This is a genomic window from Streptomyces sp. NPDC033177, from assembly GCF_055577715.1.
On record NZ_JBVIPS010000001.1, the window covers coordinates 1,160,587 to 1,177,443 of the forward strand.

Sequence of the window (16,857 nt, forward strand, 5' to 3'; positions counted from 1 at the left end):
GAGCACTTTTGTATTTCCGGTCATTTCCGGCGGGGCAATCATCGCGGCGACGCGGAGTCAGCACAGTGCGGCTCCGGGCACTGCCCCGAAGGAGATAGACATGGCTAACGGCACCGTGAAGTGGTTCAACTCGGAAAAGGGCTTCGGCTTCATCGAGCAGGACGGCGGCGGCCCCGACGTCTTCGCCCACTACTCGAACATCGCCGCCCAGGGTTTCCGTGAGCTCCAGGAAGGCCAGAAGGTGAGCTTCGAGATCGCCCAGGGCCAGAAGGGCCCGACGGCCGAGAACATCGTTCCCGCCTGACGCTCACGCGTACTTCGCAGCTGGGGCCCGCACCTTGGGGTGCGGGCCCCAGCTCGTGCATTTTCAGCAGCATCCAGGGTCACTAATTCCTGCGCGCATATCTTTTTCTTGATCTCGCGCCTGCCGTGCCCTGCCCGGAACGCCAGACGTTCCCGCGCATCCGCCCGCAGAACATCGCAGCCGGCCGGATTCGCCTCACGCATTTCATCCGGCCCGTTCTCGCGATTCTCCGCGCTGCGTTCTCGCTGCGGATATTCCTTGGTACGTGCCGCATCGAGGAAGGTTCCGCATGAACCGCACACGCTCAAACGACCGCCCTTACCGCGCCCGCTCGGGCTCCGGCTCGGGCTCCAGCTACGGCTCCGGCTCGCGCTCCGGTTCCGGCGCACCTCGCCGTTCCGGTGGCTACGGCCGCCGGCCGTCGGCGCCCCAGGGTGAGTTCGCCCTGCCGGTCACCGTGACCCCCGCTCTCCCGGCCGTCGAGACGTTCGCGGATCTCGCCATGCCGGCGCCGCTGCTCGCCGCGCTCGGCCGCGAGGGCATGAGCGTGCCGTTCCCGATCCAGGGGGCGACGCTGCCCAACTCCCTCGCCGGCCGTGACGTACTCGGCCGTGGCCGCACCGGTTCGGGCAAGACGCTCGCCTTCGGACTCGCGCTGCTCGCCCGCACGGAAGGCCAGCGCGCCGAGCCGCGTCAGCCGCTCGCCCTGGTCCTCGTGCCCACCCGCGAACTGGCCCAGCAGGTCACCGACGCGCTCACGCCGTACGCCCGCGCCCTGCGGCTGAAGCTCGCCACAGTGGTCGGCGGCATGTCGATCGGCAGGCAGGCCGGCGCACTCCGCTCCGGCGCCGAGGTCGTCGTCGCCACGCCCGGCCGCCTGAAGGACCTCATCGACCGCGGCGAGTGCCGGCTGAACCAGGTCGCCATCACCGTCCTGGACGAGGCCGACCAGATGGCCGACATGGGCTTCATGCCCCAGGTCACCGCGCTGCTCGACCAGGTGCGCCCCGAGGGCCAGCGGATGCTGTTCTCGGCCACGCTCGACCGCAACGTCGACCTGCTGGTCCGCCGCTACCTCAACGACCCGGTCGTCCACTCCGTCGACCCCTCGCAGGGTGCGGTGACCACGATGGAGCACCACGTGCTGCACGTGCACGGCGCGGACAAGAACCAGGCCACCACCGAGATCGCGGCCCGCGACGGCCGGGTGATCATGTTCCTGGACACCAAGCACGGCGTCGACCGGCTGACCGAGCACCTGCTGAACAGCGGCGTCCGCGCCGCGGCCCTGCACGGCGGGAAGTCCCAGCCGCAGCGCACGCGGACCCTGACCCAGTTCAAGACCGGTCATGTGACGGTGCTCGTGGCGACCAACGTCGCCGCGCGCGGGATCCACGTCGACAACCTCGACCTGGTCGTGAACGTCGACCCGCCCACCGACCACAAGGACTACCTCCACCGCGGCGGGCGTACGGCCCGTGCCGGTGAGTCCGGCAGCGTGGTCACCCTGGTGACACCGGGCCAGCGTCGCGACATGAGCCGCCTGATGGCCGCCGCGGGCATCACCCCGCAGACCACCCAAGTGCGCTCCGGCGAGGAGGAGTTGAGCCGCATCACCGGCGCGCAGGCTCCTTCGGGCGTCCCGGTCACCATCGCGAGGCCGGTCACCGAGCGCCCCCGGCGCGGCAGTTCGGCCTCTTCCCGTGGCCGACGCAGCCGCAGCGCCCAGGACCGCCGCACCGACCGCGCCCCGCGCCGCCCCGCGCAGGGACCGACCAGCTCGGCGGCCTAGAGCTCGCGCGACGATCAGGCTCACCCACCTTTGCAGGAGGCATCTTTGACACCGGTTCAGGCACCGTCACGCGGACCGCACGTCCGTGACGACATGACCGTCGAGCTCGCACTGTCGGTGATGGCAGGCGGGGGCGCCGGCCATCTGTTCCTGTGCGACGAGGACGACCAGCGCACGCGCGTGGTCACGCGTGCCCGGCTCATCGAGGTCCGCGAAGGCCTCGCCTACTCGGACCAGGTCCGCCTACGGGACGTTCTCACCCTCACGCGTTGAGCGTCCCGCCCCTGTCACCGCCCCATCTCCCCACCTGTGAGGCACCATGCGCTGTGTCATCGCCCGTTTCCCTTTCGACCTCACCAAGTCCGGGGTGCTCGACGCGATGAAGGGGGTCAAGCCCGAGCCCGTCACGGGTGACTCCGTCATCGTCGGCCGCCGCCACTACCCCATCAAGCAGGTGGGCGCCGTGATCACCCGGCAGGACCGGCGTGACTTCAGCGCCGCCGAGGTCACCCGCGCCATGCGGCTGCTCGGCTTCACCTGCCGCACGCCTTCCGAGGACGCCGCCCCGCGCGACCTCACCCCGCTCCAGACGGCGTCGGCAATGCTCGGCGCCCCCGCTCCCGTGTAGCGGGAGACACGCGACACGAACACCAGAACCACGAAGAGGGCCCTGCCGGCGCACCGGCGGGGCCCTCTTTGCTTTGTCCAGCCACATGCACCAGCGAGACAGGCCACAAAATCTATGCTCGCCATGGTAGACATTGCGCGTTCGCATGATTAAGGTTTCTCTCGTAGCTGGAAACCCGGATGAAGAACCCAGAGGGAGAACGGAGGGAGCAGACGCCATCAGGATCGCCCGGCCCGAGATCGATTCGGCCCGGGTACCGCAAGACCCCGGAACGGAAGGTGGTCCTCGGTCACGCATCCGCGATCCCCGCATTTCCGCCCTCTCGCAGGGCCGGACAGCGGAAACAGGAGGTCGGCGCAGCAATAGGGCCGACAGATGGTGTTGAATTTCCTTCGGGGCCCTGGTGCCGTACGGCACCAGGGCCCCTCGACGCGTTGGCATAACGAGGTGACATGACAGCAGATACCCCGCTCAGTGGTCGTCTGGACGACGACGACTACCCCGCCTACACCATGGGGCGGGCCGCCGAGATGCTCGGCACCACTCCCGGCTTCCTGCGGGCCATCGGTGAGGCCCGCCTGATCACTCCGCTCCGCTCGGAAGGCGGGCACCGGAGGTACTCCCGCTACCAACTGCGGATCGCCGCTCGCGCCCGCGAACTGGTGGACCAAGGCACTCCGGTCGAGGCGGCCTGCCGCATCGTCATCCTCGAGGATCAGCTCGAGGAGGCACAGCGCATCAACGCCGAGTACCGCCGCACCACGGCGGAGTCGGGCGAGAGCCAGAACTGAGCCCGCCCCTCCCAGGAGGGGCCACTCCCCCGGCAGGCCCGGTTCACGGGGCCGGAGGCCACACGCCCGGGACGAGAACCCCCAGCGCGTATGCCCGCGCCACCAGTTCCGTACGGTTCGCCGCGCCCCAGCGCTCGGTCAGGCGGCGCAGGTGGTAGGTGACGCCGTCCGTGGTGAGGCCCGTTCCGCGGGCCGCCTGAGCCGTGGTGGCGCCACCGGCGAGGAGGGCCAGGATGCGGGCCTCGGCCGCCGTGGCGGACTGGGCGGGCGGCTCCGGATCCGGGGCGTGCTCCTCGCCGAGGACACGCAGCAGCACCAGGAGCCCGGGGACCGCGTCGGCCGTGTCACTCACCGGCTCCGCCGTCAGCTCGCCGTGGCGACGCGCCCCGTCAGCCGCGTCCCAGTGCACCGCGACGGGGTAGCGCGAGCGGCGCCCAAGACGCACGGCCTCGGCGATCCGCAGGACCTGCGTCTCCTCCTCGGGCCGGAACAGCTCCAGTACGTTGCGGCCGCGCAGGGAGCCGGAGGTCTCGCCCCATTCCGCCGTCATCGCCGGATTGGCGAGGATGATCGCCCCGTTCGCGTCGCACACCGCGATCGGCATCGGGATGCGGTCGAAGAGAGTCATGGCGCGGTTGCGCCACAGCACGGAGTCCGTGGAGTCCACGGGGCGACTCCTTCCAGGCAGGGCAGTCAAGAGCGGGGCAGTCAAGAGCAGGGCGTCGTTCCCCACTACACAATCATGTAGGGGCACGGCGCGGACCTGCGGGAACCGGCGATCAAGCTGGTCAGGAGTGACTTCCGTACGGCGAAAGGCAGTTGTCACGCCATGCCCCCCACCACCACCGCACCGCTCCCCCAGGACGCCGGCCCCGGCCTCGACGGTGTACCGCTGATCGACATCTCCGCCACCGGGCCAGGGCCCGCCCCGCTGCAGCAGGTCATGGAGCTGGTGCGCCGGCACGGGCCCGTGGTGCGACGGCGGCTGCACGGCCGCGACGCGCTGTTCGTGAGCGATCTCGATCTCGTGACCGAGCTCGCCGACGAGACCCGGTTCGCCAAGCACGTCGGGCCCGCCCTGGAGAACGTGCGCGAGTTCACCGCCGACGGTCTGTTCACCGCGTACAACGACGAGCCCAACTGGGCCCGTGCGCACGACATCCTGATGCCCGCGTTCGCCATGGGTTCGATGCGGACGTACCACCCGATGATGCTGCGCGTCGCCCGGCGGCTCGTCGAGTCGTGGGACCGGGGCGCGCGCGACGGGCGCCCCGTGGACGTGCCGGGCGACATGACCCGGATGACCCTGGACACGATCGGGCTCGCCGGGTTCGGCTACGACTTCGGTTCGTTCGAGCGGGCCGAGCCGCATCCCTTCGTCGACGCCATGGTGCGCTGCCTGGAGTGGAGCATGACGCGGCTGAGCCGTACGCCGGGCAGCGACCACGCGGCGGCGGACGCGGCCTTCCGGGCGGACGCCGGTTATCTGGCGCAGGTGGTGGACGAGGTCATCTCCGCGCGGCAGGGCGACACGGCCGGCGCGGGGCCCGCCGAGGACCTGCTCGGGCTCATGCTCAGCGCCGCGCACCCGGGCGACGGCACGAAGCTGGACACCGCCAACATCCGCAACCAGGTCATCACCTTCCTGATCGCGGGGCACGAGACCACGTCCGGCGCGATGTCGTTCGCGCTGTACTACCTGGCCAAGCACCCCGCCGTGCTCGACCTCGTGCGGCGCGAGGTCGACGCATTGTGGGGCGACGCATCCGATCCCGAACCGACCTTCGACGACGTCGGGCGGCTCACGTACGCCCGTCAGGTCCTCAACGAGGCGCTGCGGCTGTGGCCGACAGCCGCCGCGTTCGGTCGGCACGCCCGTGCGGACACGCTCCTCGGCGGTCGCATCCCGCTGCGCGAGGGGCAGGGCGTCACCGTCCTGACACCGATGCTGCACCGACAGCCCGTGTGGGGCGACAACCCGGAGCTCTTCGACCCGGCGCGCTTCACCGCCGAGGCGGAGGCCGCGCGCTCGCCGCACGCGTTCAAGCCGTTCGGCACGGGTGAACGAGCCTGCATCGGGCGGCAGTTCGCGCTGCACGAGGCGACGATGCTGCTCGGGATGCTGGTGCACCGCTACCGGTTGCACGATCACGCCGACTACCGGCTCACCGTCAAGGAGACGCTCACCCTCAAGCCCGACGGTTTCACGCTCACGCTGGCGCCGCGTACCGCCGCCGACCGTGTGCACGGCGCGCTGCCGGGCGTGACGGCCGTCCCCGCCGTGGCGGATCCCGACGCCGCCGTCCTGCCCGCGCGCGTCATGCCCGGCACCCGTGCACTCTTCCTGCACGGCAGCAACTACGGGACCTGCCGGGATTTCGCGGCCCAACTCGCGGACGAGGCGGCGTCGGTGGGCTGCGCGACGGAGGTCGCGCCGCTGGACGAGTACACCGGAGCCCTTCCCTCCGACCGCCCCGTCATCATCACCGCCGCCTCCTACAACGGCCGGCCCACCGACGACGCCGCGGCGTTCGCCTCCTGGCTGGACGGCGCCCCGGAGGACACCGCCGAGAGCGTCACTTACGCAGTCCTCGGCGTGGGTGACCGCAACTGGGCCGCCACGTATCAGCACGTCCCGACGCGCTTCGACGAGCGGCTCGCGGAGCTGGGCGGCACCCGGATCCTGGAGCGTACGGCGGCCGACGCCTCGGGGGATCTCGGCGGCACCGTACGCGAGTTCACCGCGCGGCTGCGCAGGGCCCTCCTGGAGCGGTACGGCGATCCCGACGAGCTTGAGGCGCCGGACACCGCGGCCTCCTCGGACGCGTACGAGGTCCGCGAGCTGACCGGTGGCCCGCTGGACGCGCTCGCCGCGCGGCACGGCCTCGTCCCCATGACGGTCACCGAGGCCCACGACCTCACCGCGCCCGGACACCCCCGTACGAAGCGCTTCGTGCGGCTCGCTCTGCCCGCGGGCACGACCTATCGCACCGGCGACCACCTCACCGTGCTGCCCGTCAACGACCCGGCGCTCGTCGAGCGGGCCGCCACCGCCCTCGGGGTGGACCTGGACACTGTCCTCGACATCCGCGCGAGCCGCCCGCGCCGCGACGGCCTCGCCGTGGACCGGCCGTTGACTGTACGTCAACTGCTCACTCATCACGTCGAGTTGCAGGGCCGCCCCACCGCTGAACAGCTCGCCGTGCTCGCCGCCGCCAATCCCTGCCCGCCGGAGCGGGCCGAGCTCGCGGCCCTCGCCGCCGACGCCGAAGCCCACGCGGGTGACGGACGCACGCTGCTCGAACTGGTCGAGGCCTGCCCCGCGCTGCGCGGGGCCCTGGCGTGGCCGCGGCTGCTCGACGTGCTCACGCCGCTGCGGCCCCGCCACTACTCGGTGTCGTCATCGCCGGGCACGCGGCCCGGCCACGCCGACCTGATGGTCTCCCTCCTGGAGGCACCGGCCCGCTCGGGCAGCGGGCTGCTGTACCGCGGGACGGGCTCCGGCCACCTCAACGGGGTTCGGCCGGGCGACACCGTCCTGGCCAGGGTCCAGCCCTGCCGCGAGGCCTTCCGCATCGACCACGCGGACACCGCGCCCGTCATCATGGTCGCCGCGGGCACCGGCCTCGCGCCGTTCCGCGGGACCATCGCGGACCGCACGGCCCTGATCGCGACAGGCACCCAACTGCCGCCCGCCCTCTGCTACTTCGGATGCGACCACCCGGACGCCGACTTCCTGCACGCGGCGGAACTGCGCGCCGCGGAGGCCGCCGGAGCAGTCTCGCTGCGCCCTGCCTTCAGCGCCTCCCCCGTCGACGGGGTGGCCTTCGTCCAGCACCGCATCGCTGCGGAGGGTGCGGAGGTGTGGGCCCTGCTGACCGCCGGAGCCCGGGTGTACGTGTGCGGCGACGGCTCCCGCATGGCTCCGGGCGTACGGGACGCCCTGCGCGCTCTTCACCGGGAGCGCACTCCGGGGGCCACGCCCGCGGACTCCGCCCGCTGGCTGGATGAGTTGACCGCGCAGGGGCGTTACGTGGAGGACGTGTACGCGGCGGGGTAGGGAACGCGACGCGGGGACGGGCGGCTCACGCCGGGCCTGCGGGGAACAACTCCCGCAAGGCGTGCGCCGTTTCGTCGCTGTGTATGTGGTGCAGCCCCCTGATGCCCAGGCGGGCCGCGCCGGTCAGGTTGTGTTCCAGGTCGTCGACCATGACGCAGGCGGACGGGTCGACGCCGAGGCGGTCGCAGGCCGTCCGGTAGATGCGGCGGCCCGGCTTGCGGGAACCGATGCGGCTGGAGATCACCACGACGTCCGCGAGCGCGTCCAGGTCGTAGCCCTGGTAGCAGTCGTCGCCGAGTGCGTTCGACACGATCGCCACCGGGACGCCCTGGGCGCGCAGCTCGCTCAGTACCGCGAGCATCGTTTCGTCCGGCCGCATCCCCGCCCCGATCGCGGTGACGAGGCCCGCGGGTTCGACGTCCACGCCCTTCTCGCGCAGCCGCCCCGCGATGCCCCGCTCGAACTCGGCCTCGCTCATGCGCCCGCACTCGTGCTCCACCAGGAGCGCCGAGGACTCCGTGTCCTCGCGAAAGAGCCGCTCGATCAGGAGCGGGTCGTCACTCACCCGCGTGGACCAGGCACGGAACGAGTCGAGCACGCTGGTGGTCAGCACCCCGCCGAAATCGGTGAGCACCGCACGCGGTGGGCCTTCCGCCCTTGCCTCGAGCACCTCGTCCACGGCTGCCTCCTCAAGCCCCGCCCTTGGCGGCGTAGTCGAATCGTCGGTCGAGGATCTCAAGGACACGCTCTCCCCAGCGCAGGTTCGACTCCTCCAGGGACCTGCCGGCCATCAGCGTGAGGTAGGGGCCGACGCGCTCGGCCTCTCGTAGGTACGCCTCTTCCTCGCGGCCGCCGAGCAGGTGCAGGCGCAGCCGTTCGTACCGGGCGAGCTTGCCACGCGACCACTCCATGCGCTCCTCGATCAGCGCGCGGGTGGCGGCCGGGTCGCCGCCGTCCATGGCCTGCACCTTGACCATGAGCTCGTCCCGGATGGCGATGGGCCGGGGCGGCTCGGCGGCGAAGGCGTGCAGATCCCGCAGGCCGGTGTCGGTGAGCGTGAACATCCGTTTGTTCGGCCTGCGTTCCTGCTGCACCACGCGTGCGTCGATCAGGCCGTCGGCGGCAAGGCGCTCCAGCTCGCGGTAGAGCTGCTGGGGCGTCGCGGACCAGAAGTTCGACACGGAGACGTCGAAGATCTTGGCCAGGTCGTAGCCGGACGACTCACCCTCCAGGAGCGCCGCGAGCACCGCGTACTTCAGGGACATCTGGACACCGTACACCGATGTGATTACTCTCCTTCGCACTTACTCAACAAGTTGACTATCAACGCTTACCTGCGAGGTATGGACATGCAGGCTTTCCGCAAGGCCGTCGAGGCCAACGATCACGCCGCCATCGAGGCGCTCCTGGCCGAGGACGTGGTCTTCTCCAGCCCGGTCGTGTTCCGCCCCTACCCGGGCAAGGCGACGACCGCCGCGATCCTGCACGGCGTGACACGGGTCTTCGAGGATTTCCGGTACGTACGCGAGATCAACGACGCCGAGGGCCGCGACTCCGCGCTCGTCTTCGAGGCACGGGTCGGCGACCGGCAGATCACCGGCTGCGACTTCCTGCACGTGAACGAGGAGGGCCTGATCGACGAGTTCATGGTGATGGTCCGTCCCCTGTCGGCCGCGCAGGCGCTCGCGGCGGCCATGGGCGCCCAGTGGGACCGGATCACCCAGGAGGCGACGGGCGCCTAGGGCTCGCCGGACGGCCCCTACCAGGCGCGTGCCGACCGGATCAGGTGGTCGTGCACGAGGGCGACGTGCGGGTTGTCCGCAGACCCCGGGCGGCGCACCAGGAAGCCCGTGTTGATCGGTGCGTCCTCCGGATCGTGCAGGAGGGTCAGCACACCGGCCGCCAGGGCGTCGCGGCAGAGGTAGCGGGGCAGTACGGCGAATCCCGCGCCCGCGGTGACCGCCGCGAGCACGCCGCGCAGGTCGGGGACCGTGACGGAGGCTTCGCAGGCCAGCCGCTTGCCGAAGACGTGCCGCCAGTAGCGGCGGGCGATCGGCAGGTCATCGGCGTAGCTCACCAGGGGGACGCCGAGCAGAACCCCGGGGCCGTCCGCGGCGATGCGCGCGCCGCCGCCGATGCGCTCGGCCCACGCGGGGGCCGCGACCAGGACGAACTCCTCGTCCGCCAGCGGCACCGAACTCAGGGAACGACCGCGGGGACGGGCCGTGGCGATCACCAGGTCGTGCCGTCCCGCCCGCAACTCGTCCAGGAGCCGGTCGGTCAGGCCTGTCGTCACGCGCAGCCTGACCCCCTGCTCGACCAGCGGTGCCAGCGCGGGCAGCGCGCAGTGGCAGAGCATCTCCGCCGGGCCCGCCAGATGGACGGGCTCGGCGGGGGCGCCGTCGAGGGGGCCGCCGTGTCCGGTGACGGCGGCGAGGGCGTCGAGGGGATCGACGATCCGGGCGGCGAGCGCTTCCGCGTACGGCGCGGGGACCACGCCCCGCGGCAGCCGCTCGAACAGCTCCCGGTCGACCTGCCGCTCAAGGGCCCGGATCTGGGTGGTGACGGTGGGCTGCGAGAGGCCGAGCACGCGGGCCGCCGCGGTGAAGGAACCCGACCGGTACACGGCGAGGAACGTGCGCAGCAGGTTCAGGTCCAGTGGACCGGCCGCCGCGCCCGCGCCCGTCGTGGCTATTCCCGCCGACCCATCGGAATTCCTATCTCCCATATGGGTCAGCCTATTGGATTTCGTTGGGTTCACCCGCCTACCTTCGAGTTCAGCACCACCTGACGCTCTGAGCACAGAACGTCAGAGATTCCAGCCTCGGAGAGACACCATGTCCAAGATCCTGTTCGTCGTGACCGGCGCCGACCACTGGACGCTGGCTGACGGCACCCAGCACCCGACCGGCTTCTGGGCCGAGGAGGCCGTCGCGCCGTACGAGGCGTTCAAGGCCGCCGGGCACGACATCGTCGTCGCGACACCGGGCGGCGTCGTGCCGACCGTCGACCAGGCGAGCCTCGCGCCCGAGTACAACGGCGGCGAGGAAGGGGCCGAGAAGATCGCCACCACGCTCGCGGAGATCGCCGAGTTCCTGAAGCCCGTCAAGCTGGAGGAGGTCGACCTCGCCGAGTACGCCGCGGTCTTCTACCCCGGCGGCCACGGCCCCATGGAGGACCTCGCCGTCAACGCCGAGTCGGGCAGGCTGCTCAGCTCCGCACTGGAGATCGGCATGCCGCTCGGCGTCGTCTGCCACGGGCCCGCCGCCCTGCTCGCCGCCACCAGGGAGGACGGCTCCAACGCGTTCGCGGGGTACGAGCTGACCGGCTTCACCAATGCCGAGGAGACGCAGTCCGGCTTCGCCGACAAGGCCAAGTGGCTCCTCCAGGACCGGCTCGTCGCGGCGGGCGTCGACTTCCGGGAGGGTGAGGCGTGGGCCCCCAAGGTGGTCGTCGACCGCAACCTGATCACCGGCCAGAACCCGGCATCCTCGGCTTCCCTGGCGGACGAGATGCTCAAGAAGCTGGCCTGACCTCATGGGCAACGACCGGCTCGAAGAGGTCCTCGACGCCACCTACGACTCCCTCACGCGGTACGGCGTACGGCGCACCACGATGGACGACATCGCCTCCACGATGGGCGTGTCCCGGTCAGCGGTCTACCAGTACGTACGCAACAAGGACGACGCCTTCCGCAAGCTCGCCGAGCGTCTGCACGCCGAGGCGCTCGCGCGGGCCCGGCAGGCGGCGGCCGATGAGACCTCCGCCGCCGAGCGCGTCCGGGGGGTGCTCGCCGCCAAGCTCGACCTGGTCCTGCGCCTGGCCGGGGACTCGCCGCACTCCGCCGAACTGCTCGACGCGAAGGCGCGCCTCTTCGGCGACATCTGCGACGGGTTCACCGGCTCGCTGCGGCGCCTGCTCATCGACCTGTTCACCGAGGCGGGGACCACGGCCGCGGTGGAGCCCGCCGAAGCCGCCGACATCTGCGTCGCCCTGGTCATGGGCCTGGAGTCCGTGCCCGACGGCCGCGCACTCTTCGGCCCCGCCACGGACGCGCTCCTGACCGGGCTGCTCGGAACGCCCGTCACCCCGCCGCCGGCCGGCTGACCCGCCCGTCCATCCCCTCCCCCCTGCACAGCACCACCTGAGACCTCCCGAGGAGACCCCTCATGCACCACCCCGAAGCCCTCGCCCCCGAAGCCCTCGTCGCAGGGCTCCGTGCCACCTTCGCCACCGGCCGCACCCGGTCCCTGGCCTGGCGCGAGGAGCAGCTCACCCAGCTGCGCTCCCTGTTCACGGAGCACCGCGAGGACATCGCGGACGCCCTCCACGCCGATCTGCACAAGCCCCGCACCGAGGCGTACACCGCCGAAGTCGACTTCCCCGTACGGGAGATCGATCACACGCTGGCCCATCTGAAGGACTGGCTGAGCCCGCAGCCGCTCGCGCCCGGCGCCCTCGCGGGACTGCCCGAGGGCTCCACCGCCGGTACGCAGTACGAGCCGCTCGGCACCGTCCTGATCATCGCGCCGTGGAACTACCCCGTGCAGCTGCTGCTCGTCCCCCTCGTGGGCGCGCTGGCCGCGGGCAACACAGCCGTCCTCAAGCCGAGTGAGGTCACCCCGGCCACCTCGCGGTTGATCGCCCGCCTCATCCCCCAGTACCTGGACATGGAGGCGGTCGCGGTCGTCGAGGGCGGCGTGCCCAAGACCACCGCGCTGCTCGCCCAGCGGTACGACCACATCTTCTACACCGGCAACGGCGCCGTCGGCCGTATCGTGATGCGCGCCGCCGCCGAGCACCTCACCCCGGTCACCCTCGAACTCGGCGGCAAGTCACCGGTGTTCGTGGACCGGGACGTCGATCTCGCCGCTGTCGCCACCCGCCTTGCCGAGTCCAAGTTCCGCAACGCGGGCCAGACATGCGTGGCCCCCGACTACGTCCTGACCGACCCGGACACCGCGCCCGCGCTTGCCGAAGAGCTGCGCACGGCCGTGGAGCGGGTGTTCGGCCCGGACCCCAAGTCCTCGGAGGCGTACGGACGCATCGTCAACGAGCGGCACTTCGACCGGGTCTCGGCGCTCCTCGGCTCCGGGACGACGGCGTTCGGCGGGCAGAGCGACCGTGACGACGTCTACATCGCGCCGACGGTACTCACCGACGTCAAGCCCGACGAGCCGGTGATGCGGGAGGAGATCTTCGGTCCCGTGCTGCCGATCGTGAACGTCGACGGACTCGACGAGGCCATCGCGTTCATCAACGACCGTGACAAGCCGCTCGCCCTCTACGGCTTCACCGAGAGCGAGACCACCCGGCGGCGTCTCGCCGCGGAGACGTCGTCGGGCGGGCTCGGCTTCGGCCTTCCGATGGCTCATCTGCGGGTCCCCGAGCTGCCGTTCGGCGGAGTCGGCGAGAGCGGCGTCGGCAACTACCACGGGCCGCACTCCATCGCCACGTTCAGCCACCGCAAGGCCCGGCTCGACGTTCCGCTGAGCTGACTCCGGGCGCGGACCGGTTACCAGCGGAGCCCGCGGCCTCATGACCGCGGGTCCGCCGGGCCGAGCAACGCGTCGAGCCCTGCGACGAGTTGCTCCGGCCCGCCCCGCCCGTCCAGGTTGACGGCGGTGGCCCGCAGGCGCGGGAACTCCTGCGCGGGCATGCGGTGCAGGCCCAGCCGGAAAGCCGGGTCCGGTTCGCCGGGCGCGTCGTCCATGGCCCGCAGTTCCACGAGGAGATAGCCGAGCAGCCACGCCGTGAACGCCCGGTGCACCTCCACCGTGCGGCGGTCACCGAGGCCCGCGCCGTGCAGTAGGGCCAGGACGCGTTCGTCGCCGCGCAGCACGGCCGCGGGGCGACGCGCCAGCGGGGTGGACAGCAGGCGGGTGGCGAGCAGCGGGACCATGTTCGGGTGCCGCAGCGCGACCCCATGGGTGGCGAGCGCGATGCGGCGCAACTCCCCTCTCCAGTCCTCGACTTGGGGCTGCCCGGCCAGTCCGTCCTCCAGCTCCTGGTAGAACGCCTCGACCAGGCCGTCCAGGAGGGCGCCCTTGCCGGCCGCGTACCGGTAGAGGGCCATCGCCTCCACGCCCAGTTCCGCACCGAGCTTGCGCATGCTCAGGCCGGAGAGCCCGTCGCGGTCGACGACCTCCAGGGCCGTGGCCAGGACGCGTTCCCTGCTGAGCCGTCCGTAGCGCCCGCGGTCGCTGGCACGACGCCCCTCGGCCGGGTTCACGTCTTTGCCTCGCGACATGTCGCCACCTCCGCCTCTTCGGCCCCCTTGACCCCAGGGAGCATCGGGTGCAAAGTCGTACATATACGACGTAAACGTACGTAGTCAGCGTACAGCGTCCGACCTCTCAGGAGCGTCGCGCCATGACGCACAGCGAGCCGATGTCGGCGGATCTGGTCCAGGTGGAGCGCGACCTCGCGCGGATGTCGGACGGCAACGTGGTCCGCGTCACCGCCGGCGGCCCCGTCTTCGGGCATCCGTTCCCGGTGCGCCGCGTCCGGCCGACGACGTTCGTGCCCGCGCTCCCCCGGCGCGACCGGGCCGCCCTCGTCGTGATCGCCGTGTGCTGGGCGCTGAGCTTCCTGTGGTTCTGGTTCTGGTGGCTGCAGCCGGAGCACCGCGTGGGGTGGGCGGGGCTGATCGTCAACAGCGCCTTGCTGCTGTACCTCACCGGCCTGCCCTGCTACTTCTTCGTCACCGCGCTCCGCCTGCGCCATGTCGACCCGCGGCTACCGGTCCCCGCGCTACCGGTCGCCTTCGCCGTGACCCGCGCCCCCTCGGAGCCGTGGCCCACCGCCCGGCAGACGCTGGAGGCGATGCTGGCGCAGGACTTCCCGCACCCGTACGACGTGTGGCTGTGCGACGAGGACCCGACCGACGAGATCATCGCCTGGTGCCGCACGCATCGGGTCCGGATGTCCTGCCGACGCGGCGTGCCTTTGTACCACCGCAGCGACTGGCCGCGCCGCACCCGCTGCAAGGAAGGCAACCTCGCCTACTTCTACGACAACTGGGGCTACGGCCGCTACGACGTGGTCGCACAGCTCGACTGCGACCACGTGCCAGCCGCGACCTACCTCGCCGAGATGGTCCGCCCCTTCGACGACCCCGCCATCGGGTACGTCGCCGCACCCAGCATGTGCGACGCCAACGGCGCGGTGTCCTGGTCGGCACGGGGGCGCCTGCACCGCGAGGCCGTCTGGCACGGTGCGGTGCAGCTGGGGCACAGCGACGGACTCGCCCCGATGTGCATCGGCTCCCACTACGCCGTGCGCACCCGCGCGCTGCGGGACATCGGGGGTCTCGGCCCTGAGCTCGCCGAGGACTTCTCCACCACGTATCTGCTCAACTCCGCGGGCTGGCACGGGGCGTTCGCCATCGACGCCGAGGCACACGGGGACGGGCCGCTCACCTTCGCCGACATGATCACGCAGGAGTACCAGTGGTCGCGGAGCCTGACCACGATGCTCCTGGGCCTGCTGCCACGCCATCTGCGACGGCTGCCTTTCGTACTGCGGCTGCGCTTCTCGTACGCCCTTGCCTACTATCCGCTCCTCGGTCTGATGATCACCGCGGGCCTCACACTCCCGCCGATCGCCGTCCTGACCGGGCTGCCGTGGATGAACGTCGACTACCTCGATTTCCTGGCCCACTTCTGGACCATGCCCGTGTGGCTGCTCCTGACCCTGTACCTGATGCGCCGCCGCGGAATGCTGCGTCCGCGCACCGCGCCGGTGATGAGCTGGGAGACGTGGCTGTTCGCGCTCGCGCGCTGGCCCTTCGTCATCCTGGGTCTGTTCGGCGCCCTCGCGCAGGAGCTGCGCCCCCGGCCGGTGACCTTCAAGGTCACGCCCAAGGAAGCCGGCGCACCACGCCCGCTGCCCACCAGGCTCATCCTGCCGTTCGCCGTGCTTGCGGCCTCCTTGTCCTGCGTCGCCCTGGTGGGCGAGCTGACGAGCCCTTCGGCGGGCTATGTCTTCCTCTGCCTCCTGGCCGCCACGACCTACGCGGTCGTCGCCCTCGCCGTCCCGCTGCTCCATGTGCGGGAGGCGGCGCGGGCCGCGGACGTCTCCTTCGGCCAGGCGCTGGTGACCGCGCGGCTCCCGGTCGCCCTCGGCGTCCTGGTGTCACTGCCGGTCGCCACCGCCACCGTCTTCTACCCGGCGTACGCCGCCGCCGTCCTGGGCTGGTGAACGGCCATGAGCACACCCTCCACCATTCTCGTCACCGGCGGTGCGGGCTTCATCGGGAGCCACACCTGCGTCGAACTCCTCGACCACGGTTACGAGTTGATCGTGATCGACGACTACTCCCACAGCACCCCGCAGGTCTTCACGCGGGTGGAACGGATCGCCGACCGCTTCGTCGGCGCCGTCTATGAACTGGACATCCGTGATCGGCGCGCCCTGTCGGCCGTCTTCGACCGCCACTCCGTGGACGCCGTCGTGCACTTTGCCGCGCACAAGGCCGTGGGCGAGTCGACACGGATGCCCGTCCAGTACTACGACAACAACGTCGGCGGCACGACCGCCCTGCTGCGGGTCATGCACGAACACGGCGTGCACCAGATGGTGTTCTCCTCGTCCTGCTCGGTCTACGGCGACGCCGGACGCGGCCCGCTGAACGAGGCCACGCCCGCCCGGCCCACCAATCCGTACGCGGCGTCCAAGTGGATCTGCGAACAGGTGCTCGCCGATGTGTGCGCCCGCTGCCCCCAGTTCACGGTGCTCGCCCTGCGTTACTTCAACCCGGTCGGCGCCCATCCCAGCGGGCTGCTCGGCGAGGACCCGGGCGGCGTCCCCGACAATCTGATGCCGTACGTGGCGCAGGTCGCCGTCGGGCGCCGCGAGCGGCTGCCCGTGTTCGGTGACGACTACGCCACCCCCGACGGCACCGCGATCCGCGACTACCTCCACGTCATGGACACCGCCGAGGCACACCGCATCGCCCTGGACCACCTCGCCGACGGGACGGGCCTGCGGGTGTTCAACCTCGGTGTCGGCAGCGGCCGTTCCGTCCTCGACGTCATCGCCGCCTTCGGCGCGGCCTGCGGCAGGGCCATCCCGTACCAGATCATGCCGCGCCGCCCCGGCGACGTGACCGAACTCGTCGCCGACGCGGGCGCGGTGGCGCGCGCCTGGGGCTGGCGCCCCAGCAGGGGACTGCCCGAGATGTGCCGGGACGCATGGCGCTTCCAGCAGCTCAACCCCCATGGCTACGCCGGCTCCGGCCGGCGCGCGAACGGCAAACGGCACACCCCGTGAAACAGGCAC

The 16,857-nt window shown here is 71.3% G+C and carries 17 protein-coding genes; 12 read left to right on the forward strand and 5 right to left on the reverse strand.

Going from position 1 to position 16,857, the window contains the following annotated elements; genetic code table 11:
- Positions 1-100 precede the first annotated feature (100 nt).
- The 5 genes from ACZ5U5_RS05250 (at position 101) to ACZ5U5_RS05270 (ending at position 3,515) form a co-directional block, all read left to right on the forward strand.
- A complete protein-coding gene (locus tag ACZ5U5_RS05250; protein ID WP_469016457.1) occupies positions 101-304 on the forward strand; it encodes a cold-shock protein in 204 nt (67 codons plus the stop codon).
- A gap of 289 nt (positions 305-593) precedes the next feature.
- A complete protein-coding gene (locus ACZ5U5_RS05255; RefSeq protein ID WP_469016459.1) occupies positions 594-2,096 on the forward strand; it encodes a DEAD/DEAH box helicase in 1,503 nt (500 codons plus the stop codon).
- 93 nt (positions 2,097-2,189) lie between these two features.
- Complete coding sequence (locus ACZ5U5_RS05260) at positions 2,190-2,369, forward strand: hypothetical protein (RefSeq protein WP_469016462.1); 180 nt, start codon at positions 2,190-2,192, stop codon at positions 2,367-2,369.
- 46 nt (positions 2,370-2,415) lie between these two features.
- On the forward strand, positions 2,416-2,724 hold the full coding sequence (locus ACZ5U5_RS05265; RefSeq protein ID WP_469016464.1) for an SCO5918 family protein: 309 nt from the start codon (positions 2,416-2,418) through the stop codon (positions 2,722-2,724).
- A gap of 452 nt (positions 2,725-3,176) precedes the next feature.
- Complete coding sequence (locus ACZ5U5_RS05270) at positions 3,177-3,515, forward strand: MerR family transcriptional regulator (RefSeq protein WP_469016466.1); 339 nt, start codon at positions 3,177-3,179, stop codon at positions 3,513-3,515.
- 43 nt (positions 3,516-3,558) lie between these two features.
- Here ACZ5U5_RS05270 and ACZ5U5_RS05275 read toward each other — a convergent pair whose 3' ends face one another.
- Positions 3,559-4,143 carry a PAS domain-containing protein gene (locus ACZ5U5_RS05275; RefSeq protein WP_469016976.1) on the reverse strand — a complete coding sequence of 195 codons (585 nt, stop codon included), beginning with the start codon at positions 4,141-4,143 and terminating at the stop codon, positions 3,559-3,561.
- 201 nt (positions 4,144-4,344) lie between these two features.
- On the opposite strand from ACZ5U5_RS05275, the gene ACZ5U5_RS05280 reads away from it, so the two are divergent.
- Positions 4,345-7,575: a bifunctional cytochrome P450/NADPH--P450 reductase gene (locus ACZ5U5_RS05280; protein ID WP_469016469.1), complete on the forward strand. Its 3,231-nt coding sequence runs from the start codon at positions 4,345-4,347 to the stop codon at positions 7,573-7,575.
- 25 nt (positions 7,576-7,600) lie between these two features.
- Here the strand turns inward: ACZ5U5_RS05280 and ACZ5U5_RS05285 are convergent, their stop codons facing one another.
- Positions 7,601-8,254: an HAD family hydrolase gene (locus tag ACZ5U5_RS05285; protein ID WP_469016471.1), complete on the reverse strand. Its 654-nt coding sequence runs from the start codon at positions 8,252-8,254 to the stop codon at positions 7,601-7,603.
- A gap of 10 nt (positions 8,255-8,264) precedes the next feature.
- Complete coding sequence (locus ACZ5U5_RS05290) at positions 8,265-8,840, reverse strand: PadR family transcriptional regulator (protein WP_469016474.1); 576 nt, start codon at positions 8,838-8,840, stop codon at positions 8,265-8,267.
- 84 nt (positions 8,841-8,924) lie between these two features.
- Between ACZ5U5_RS05290 and ACZ5U5_RS05295 the strand changes: the two genes are divergently transcribed.
- Positions 8,925-9,317, forward strand: coding sequence for a nuclear transport factor 2 family protein (locus tag ACZ5U5_RS05295; RefSeq protein ID WP_469016979.1), 393 nt, complete (start codon positions 8,925-8,927; stop codon positions 9,315-9,317).
- A 17-nt stretch (positions 9,318-9,334) separates the two neighbouring features.
- On the opposite strand, the gene ACZ5U5_RS05300 is transcribed toward ACZ5U5_RS05295, so the two are convergent.
- The gene (locus ACZ5U5_RS05300; protein ID WP_469016476.1) at positions 9,335-10,303 is read right to left on the reverse strand and encodes a LysR family transcriptional regulator; all 969 of its coding nucleotides are present in this window, start codon (positions 10,301-10,303) and stop codon (positions 9,335-9,337) included.
- 109 nt (positions 10,304-10,412) lie between these two features.
- Here ACZ5U5_RS05300 and ACZ5U5_RS05305 point away from each other — a divergent pair, with 109 nt between their 5' ends.
- The 3 genes from ACZ5U5_RS05305 (at position 10,413) to ACZ5U5_RS05315 (ending at position 13,073) form a co-directional block, all read left to right on the forward strand.
- A complete protein-coding gene (locus ACZ5U5_RS05305) occupies positions 10,413-11,108 on the forward strand; it encodes a type 1 glutamine amidotransferase domain-containing protein (protein WP_469016479.1) in 696 nt (231 codons plus the stop codon).
- 4 nt (positions 11,109-11,112) lie between these two features.
- Positions 11,113-11,682, forward strand: coding sequence for a TetR/AcrR family transcriptional regulator (locus ACZ5U5_RS05310; RefSeq protein ID WP_469016481.1), 570 nt, complete (start codon positions 11,113-11,115; stop codon positions 11,680-11,682).
- Positions 11,683-11,744: 62 nt separating this feature from the next.
- Positions 11,745-13,073, forward strand: a complete 1,329-nt coding sequence (locus ACZ5U5_RS05315) for an aldehyde dehydrogenase family protein (protein ID WP_469016483.1) — start codon at positions 11,745-11,747, stop codon at positions 13,071-13,073.
- A 38-nt stretch (positions 13,074-13,111) separates the two neighbouring features.
- On the opposite strand, the gene ACZ5U5_RS05320 is transcribed toward ACZ5U5_RS05315, so the two are convergent.
- Positions 13,112-13,825, reverse strand: coding sequence for a TetR/AcrR family transcriptional regulator (locus tag ACZ5U5_RS05320; protein ID WP_469016486.1), 714 nt, complete (start codon positions 13,823-13,825; stop codon positions 13,112-13,114).
- A 122-nt stretch (positions 13,826-13,947) separates the two neighbouring features.
- Between ACZ5U5_RS05320 and ACZ5U5_RS05325 the strand changes: the two genes are divergently transcribed.
- On the forward strand, positions 13,948-15,777 hold the full coding sequence (locus ACZ5U5_RS05325) for a glycosyltransferase family 2 protein (protein ID WP_469016488.1): 1,830 nt from the start codon (positions 13,948-13,950) through the stop codon (positions 15,775-15,777).
- 6 nt (positions 15,778-15,783) lie between these two features.
- On the forward strand, positions 15,784-16,848 hold the full coding sequence (galE, locus tag ACZ5U5_RS05330) for a UDP-glucose 4-epimerase GalE (RefSeq protein ID WP_469016491.1): 1,065 nt from the start codon (positions 15,784-15,786) through the stop codon (positions 16,846-16,848).
- Positions 16,849-16,857 lie beyond the last annotated feature (9 nt).

Coding starts and splice junctions, on each gene's coding strand:
- ACZ5U5_RS05250 (WP_469016457.1), top strand. CDS start 101: ATGGCTAACGGCACCGTGAAGTGGTTCAACTCGGAAAAGGGCTTCGGC.
- ACZ5U5_RS05255 (WP_469016459.1), top strand. CDS start 594: ATGAACCGCACACGCTCAAACGACCGCCCTTACCGCGCCCGCTCGGGC.
- ACZ5U5_RS05260 (WP_469016462.1), top strand. CDS start 2,190: ATGACCGTCGAGCTCGCACTGTCGGTGATGGCAGGCGGGGGCGCCGGC.
- ACZ5U5_RS05265 (WP_469016464.1), top strand. CDS start 2,416: ATGCGCTGTGTCATCGCCCGTTTCCCTTTCGACCTCACCAAGTCCGGG.
- ACZ5U5_RS05270 (WP_469016466.1), top strand. CDS start 3,177: ATGACAGCAGATACCCCGCTCAGTGGTCGTCTGGACGACGACGACTAC.
- ACZ5U5_RS05275 (WP_469016976.1), bottom strand. CDS start 4,143: ATGACTCTCTTCGACCGCATCCCGATGCCGATCGCGGTGTGCGACGCG.
- ACZ5U5_RS05280 (WP_469016469.1), top strand. CDS start 4,345: ATGCCCCCCACCACCACCGCACCGCTCCCCCAGGACGCCGGCCCCGGC.
- ACZ5U5_RS05290 (WP_469016474.1), bottom strand. CDS start 8,840: ATGTCCCTGAAGTACGCGGTGCTCGCGGCGCTCCTGGAGGGTGAGTCG.
- ACZ5U5_RS05295 (WP_469016979.1), top strand. CDS start 8,925: ATGCAGGCTTTCCGCAAGGCCGTCGAGGCCAACGATCACGCCGCCATC.
- ACZ5U5_RS05300 (WP_469016476.1), bottom strand. CDS start 10,303: ATGGGAGATAGGAATTCCGATGGGTCGGCGGGAATAGCCACGACGGGC.
- ACZ5U5_RS05305 (WP_469016479.1), top strand. CDS start 10,413: ATGTCCAAGATCCTGTTCGTCGTGACCGGCGCCGACCACTGGACGCTG.
- ACZ5U5_RS05310 (WP_469016481.1), top strand. CDS start 11,113: ATGGGCAACGACCGGCTCGAAGAGGTCCTCGACGCCACCTACGACTCC.
- ACZ5U5_RS05315 (WP_469016483.1), top strand. CDS start 11,745: ATGCACCACCCCGAAGCCCTCGCCCCCGAAGCCCTCGTCGCAGGGCTC.
- ACZ5U5_RS05320 (WP_469016486.1), bottom strand. CDS start 13,825: ATGTCGCGAGGCAAAGACGTGAACCCGGCCGAGGGGCGTCGTGCCAGC.
- ACZ5U5_RS05325 (WP_469016488.1), top strand. CDS start 13,948: ATGACGCACAGCGAGCCGATGTCGGCGGATCTGGTCCAGGTGGAGCGC.
- galE (WP_469016491.1), top strand. CDS start 15,784: ATGAGCACACCCTCCACCATTCTCGTCACCGGCGGTGCGGGCTTCATC.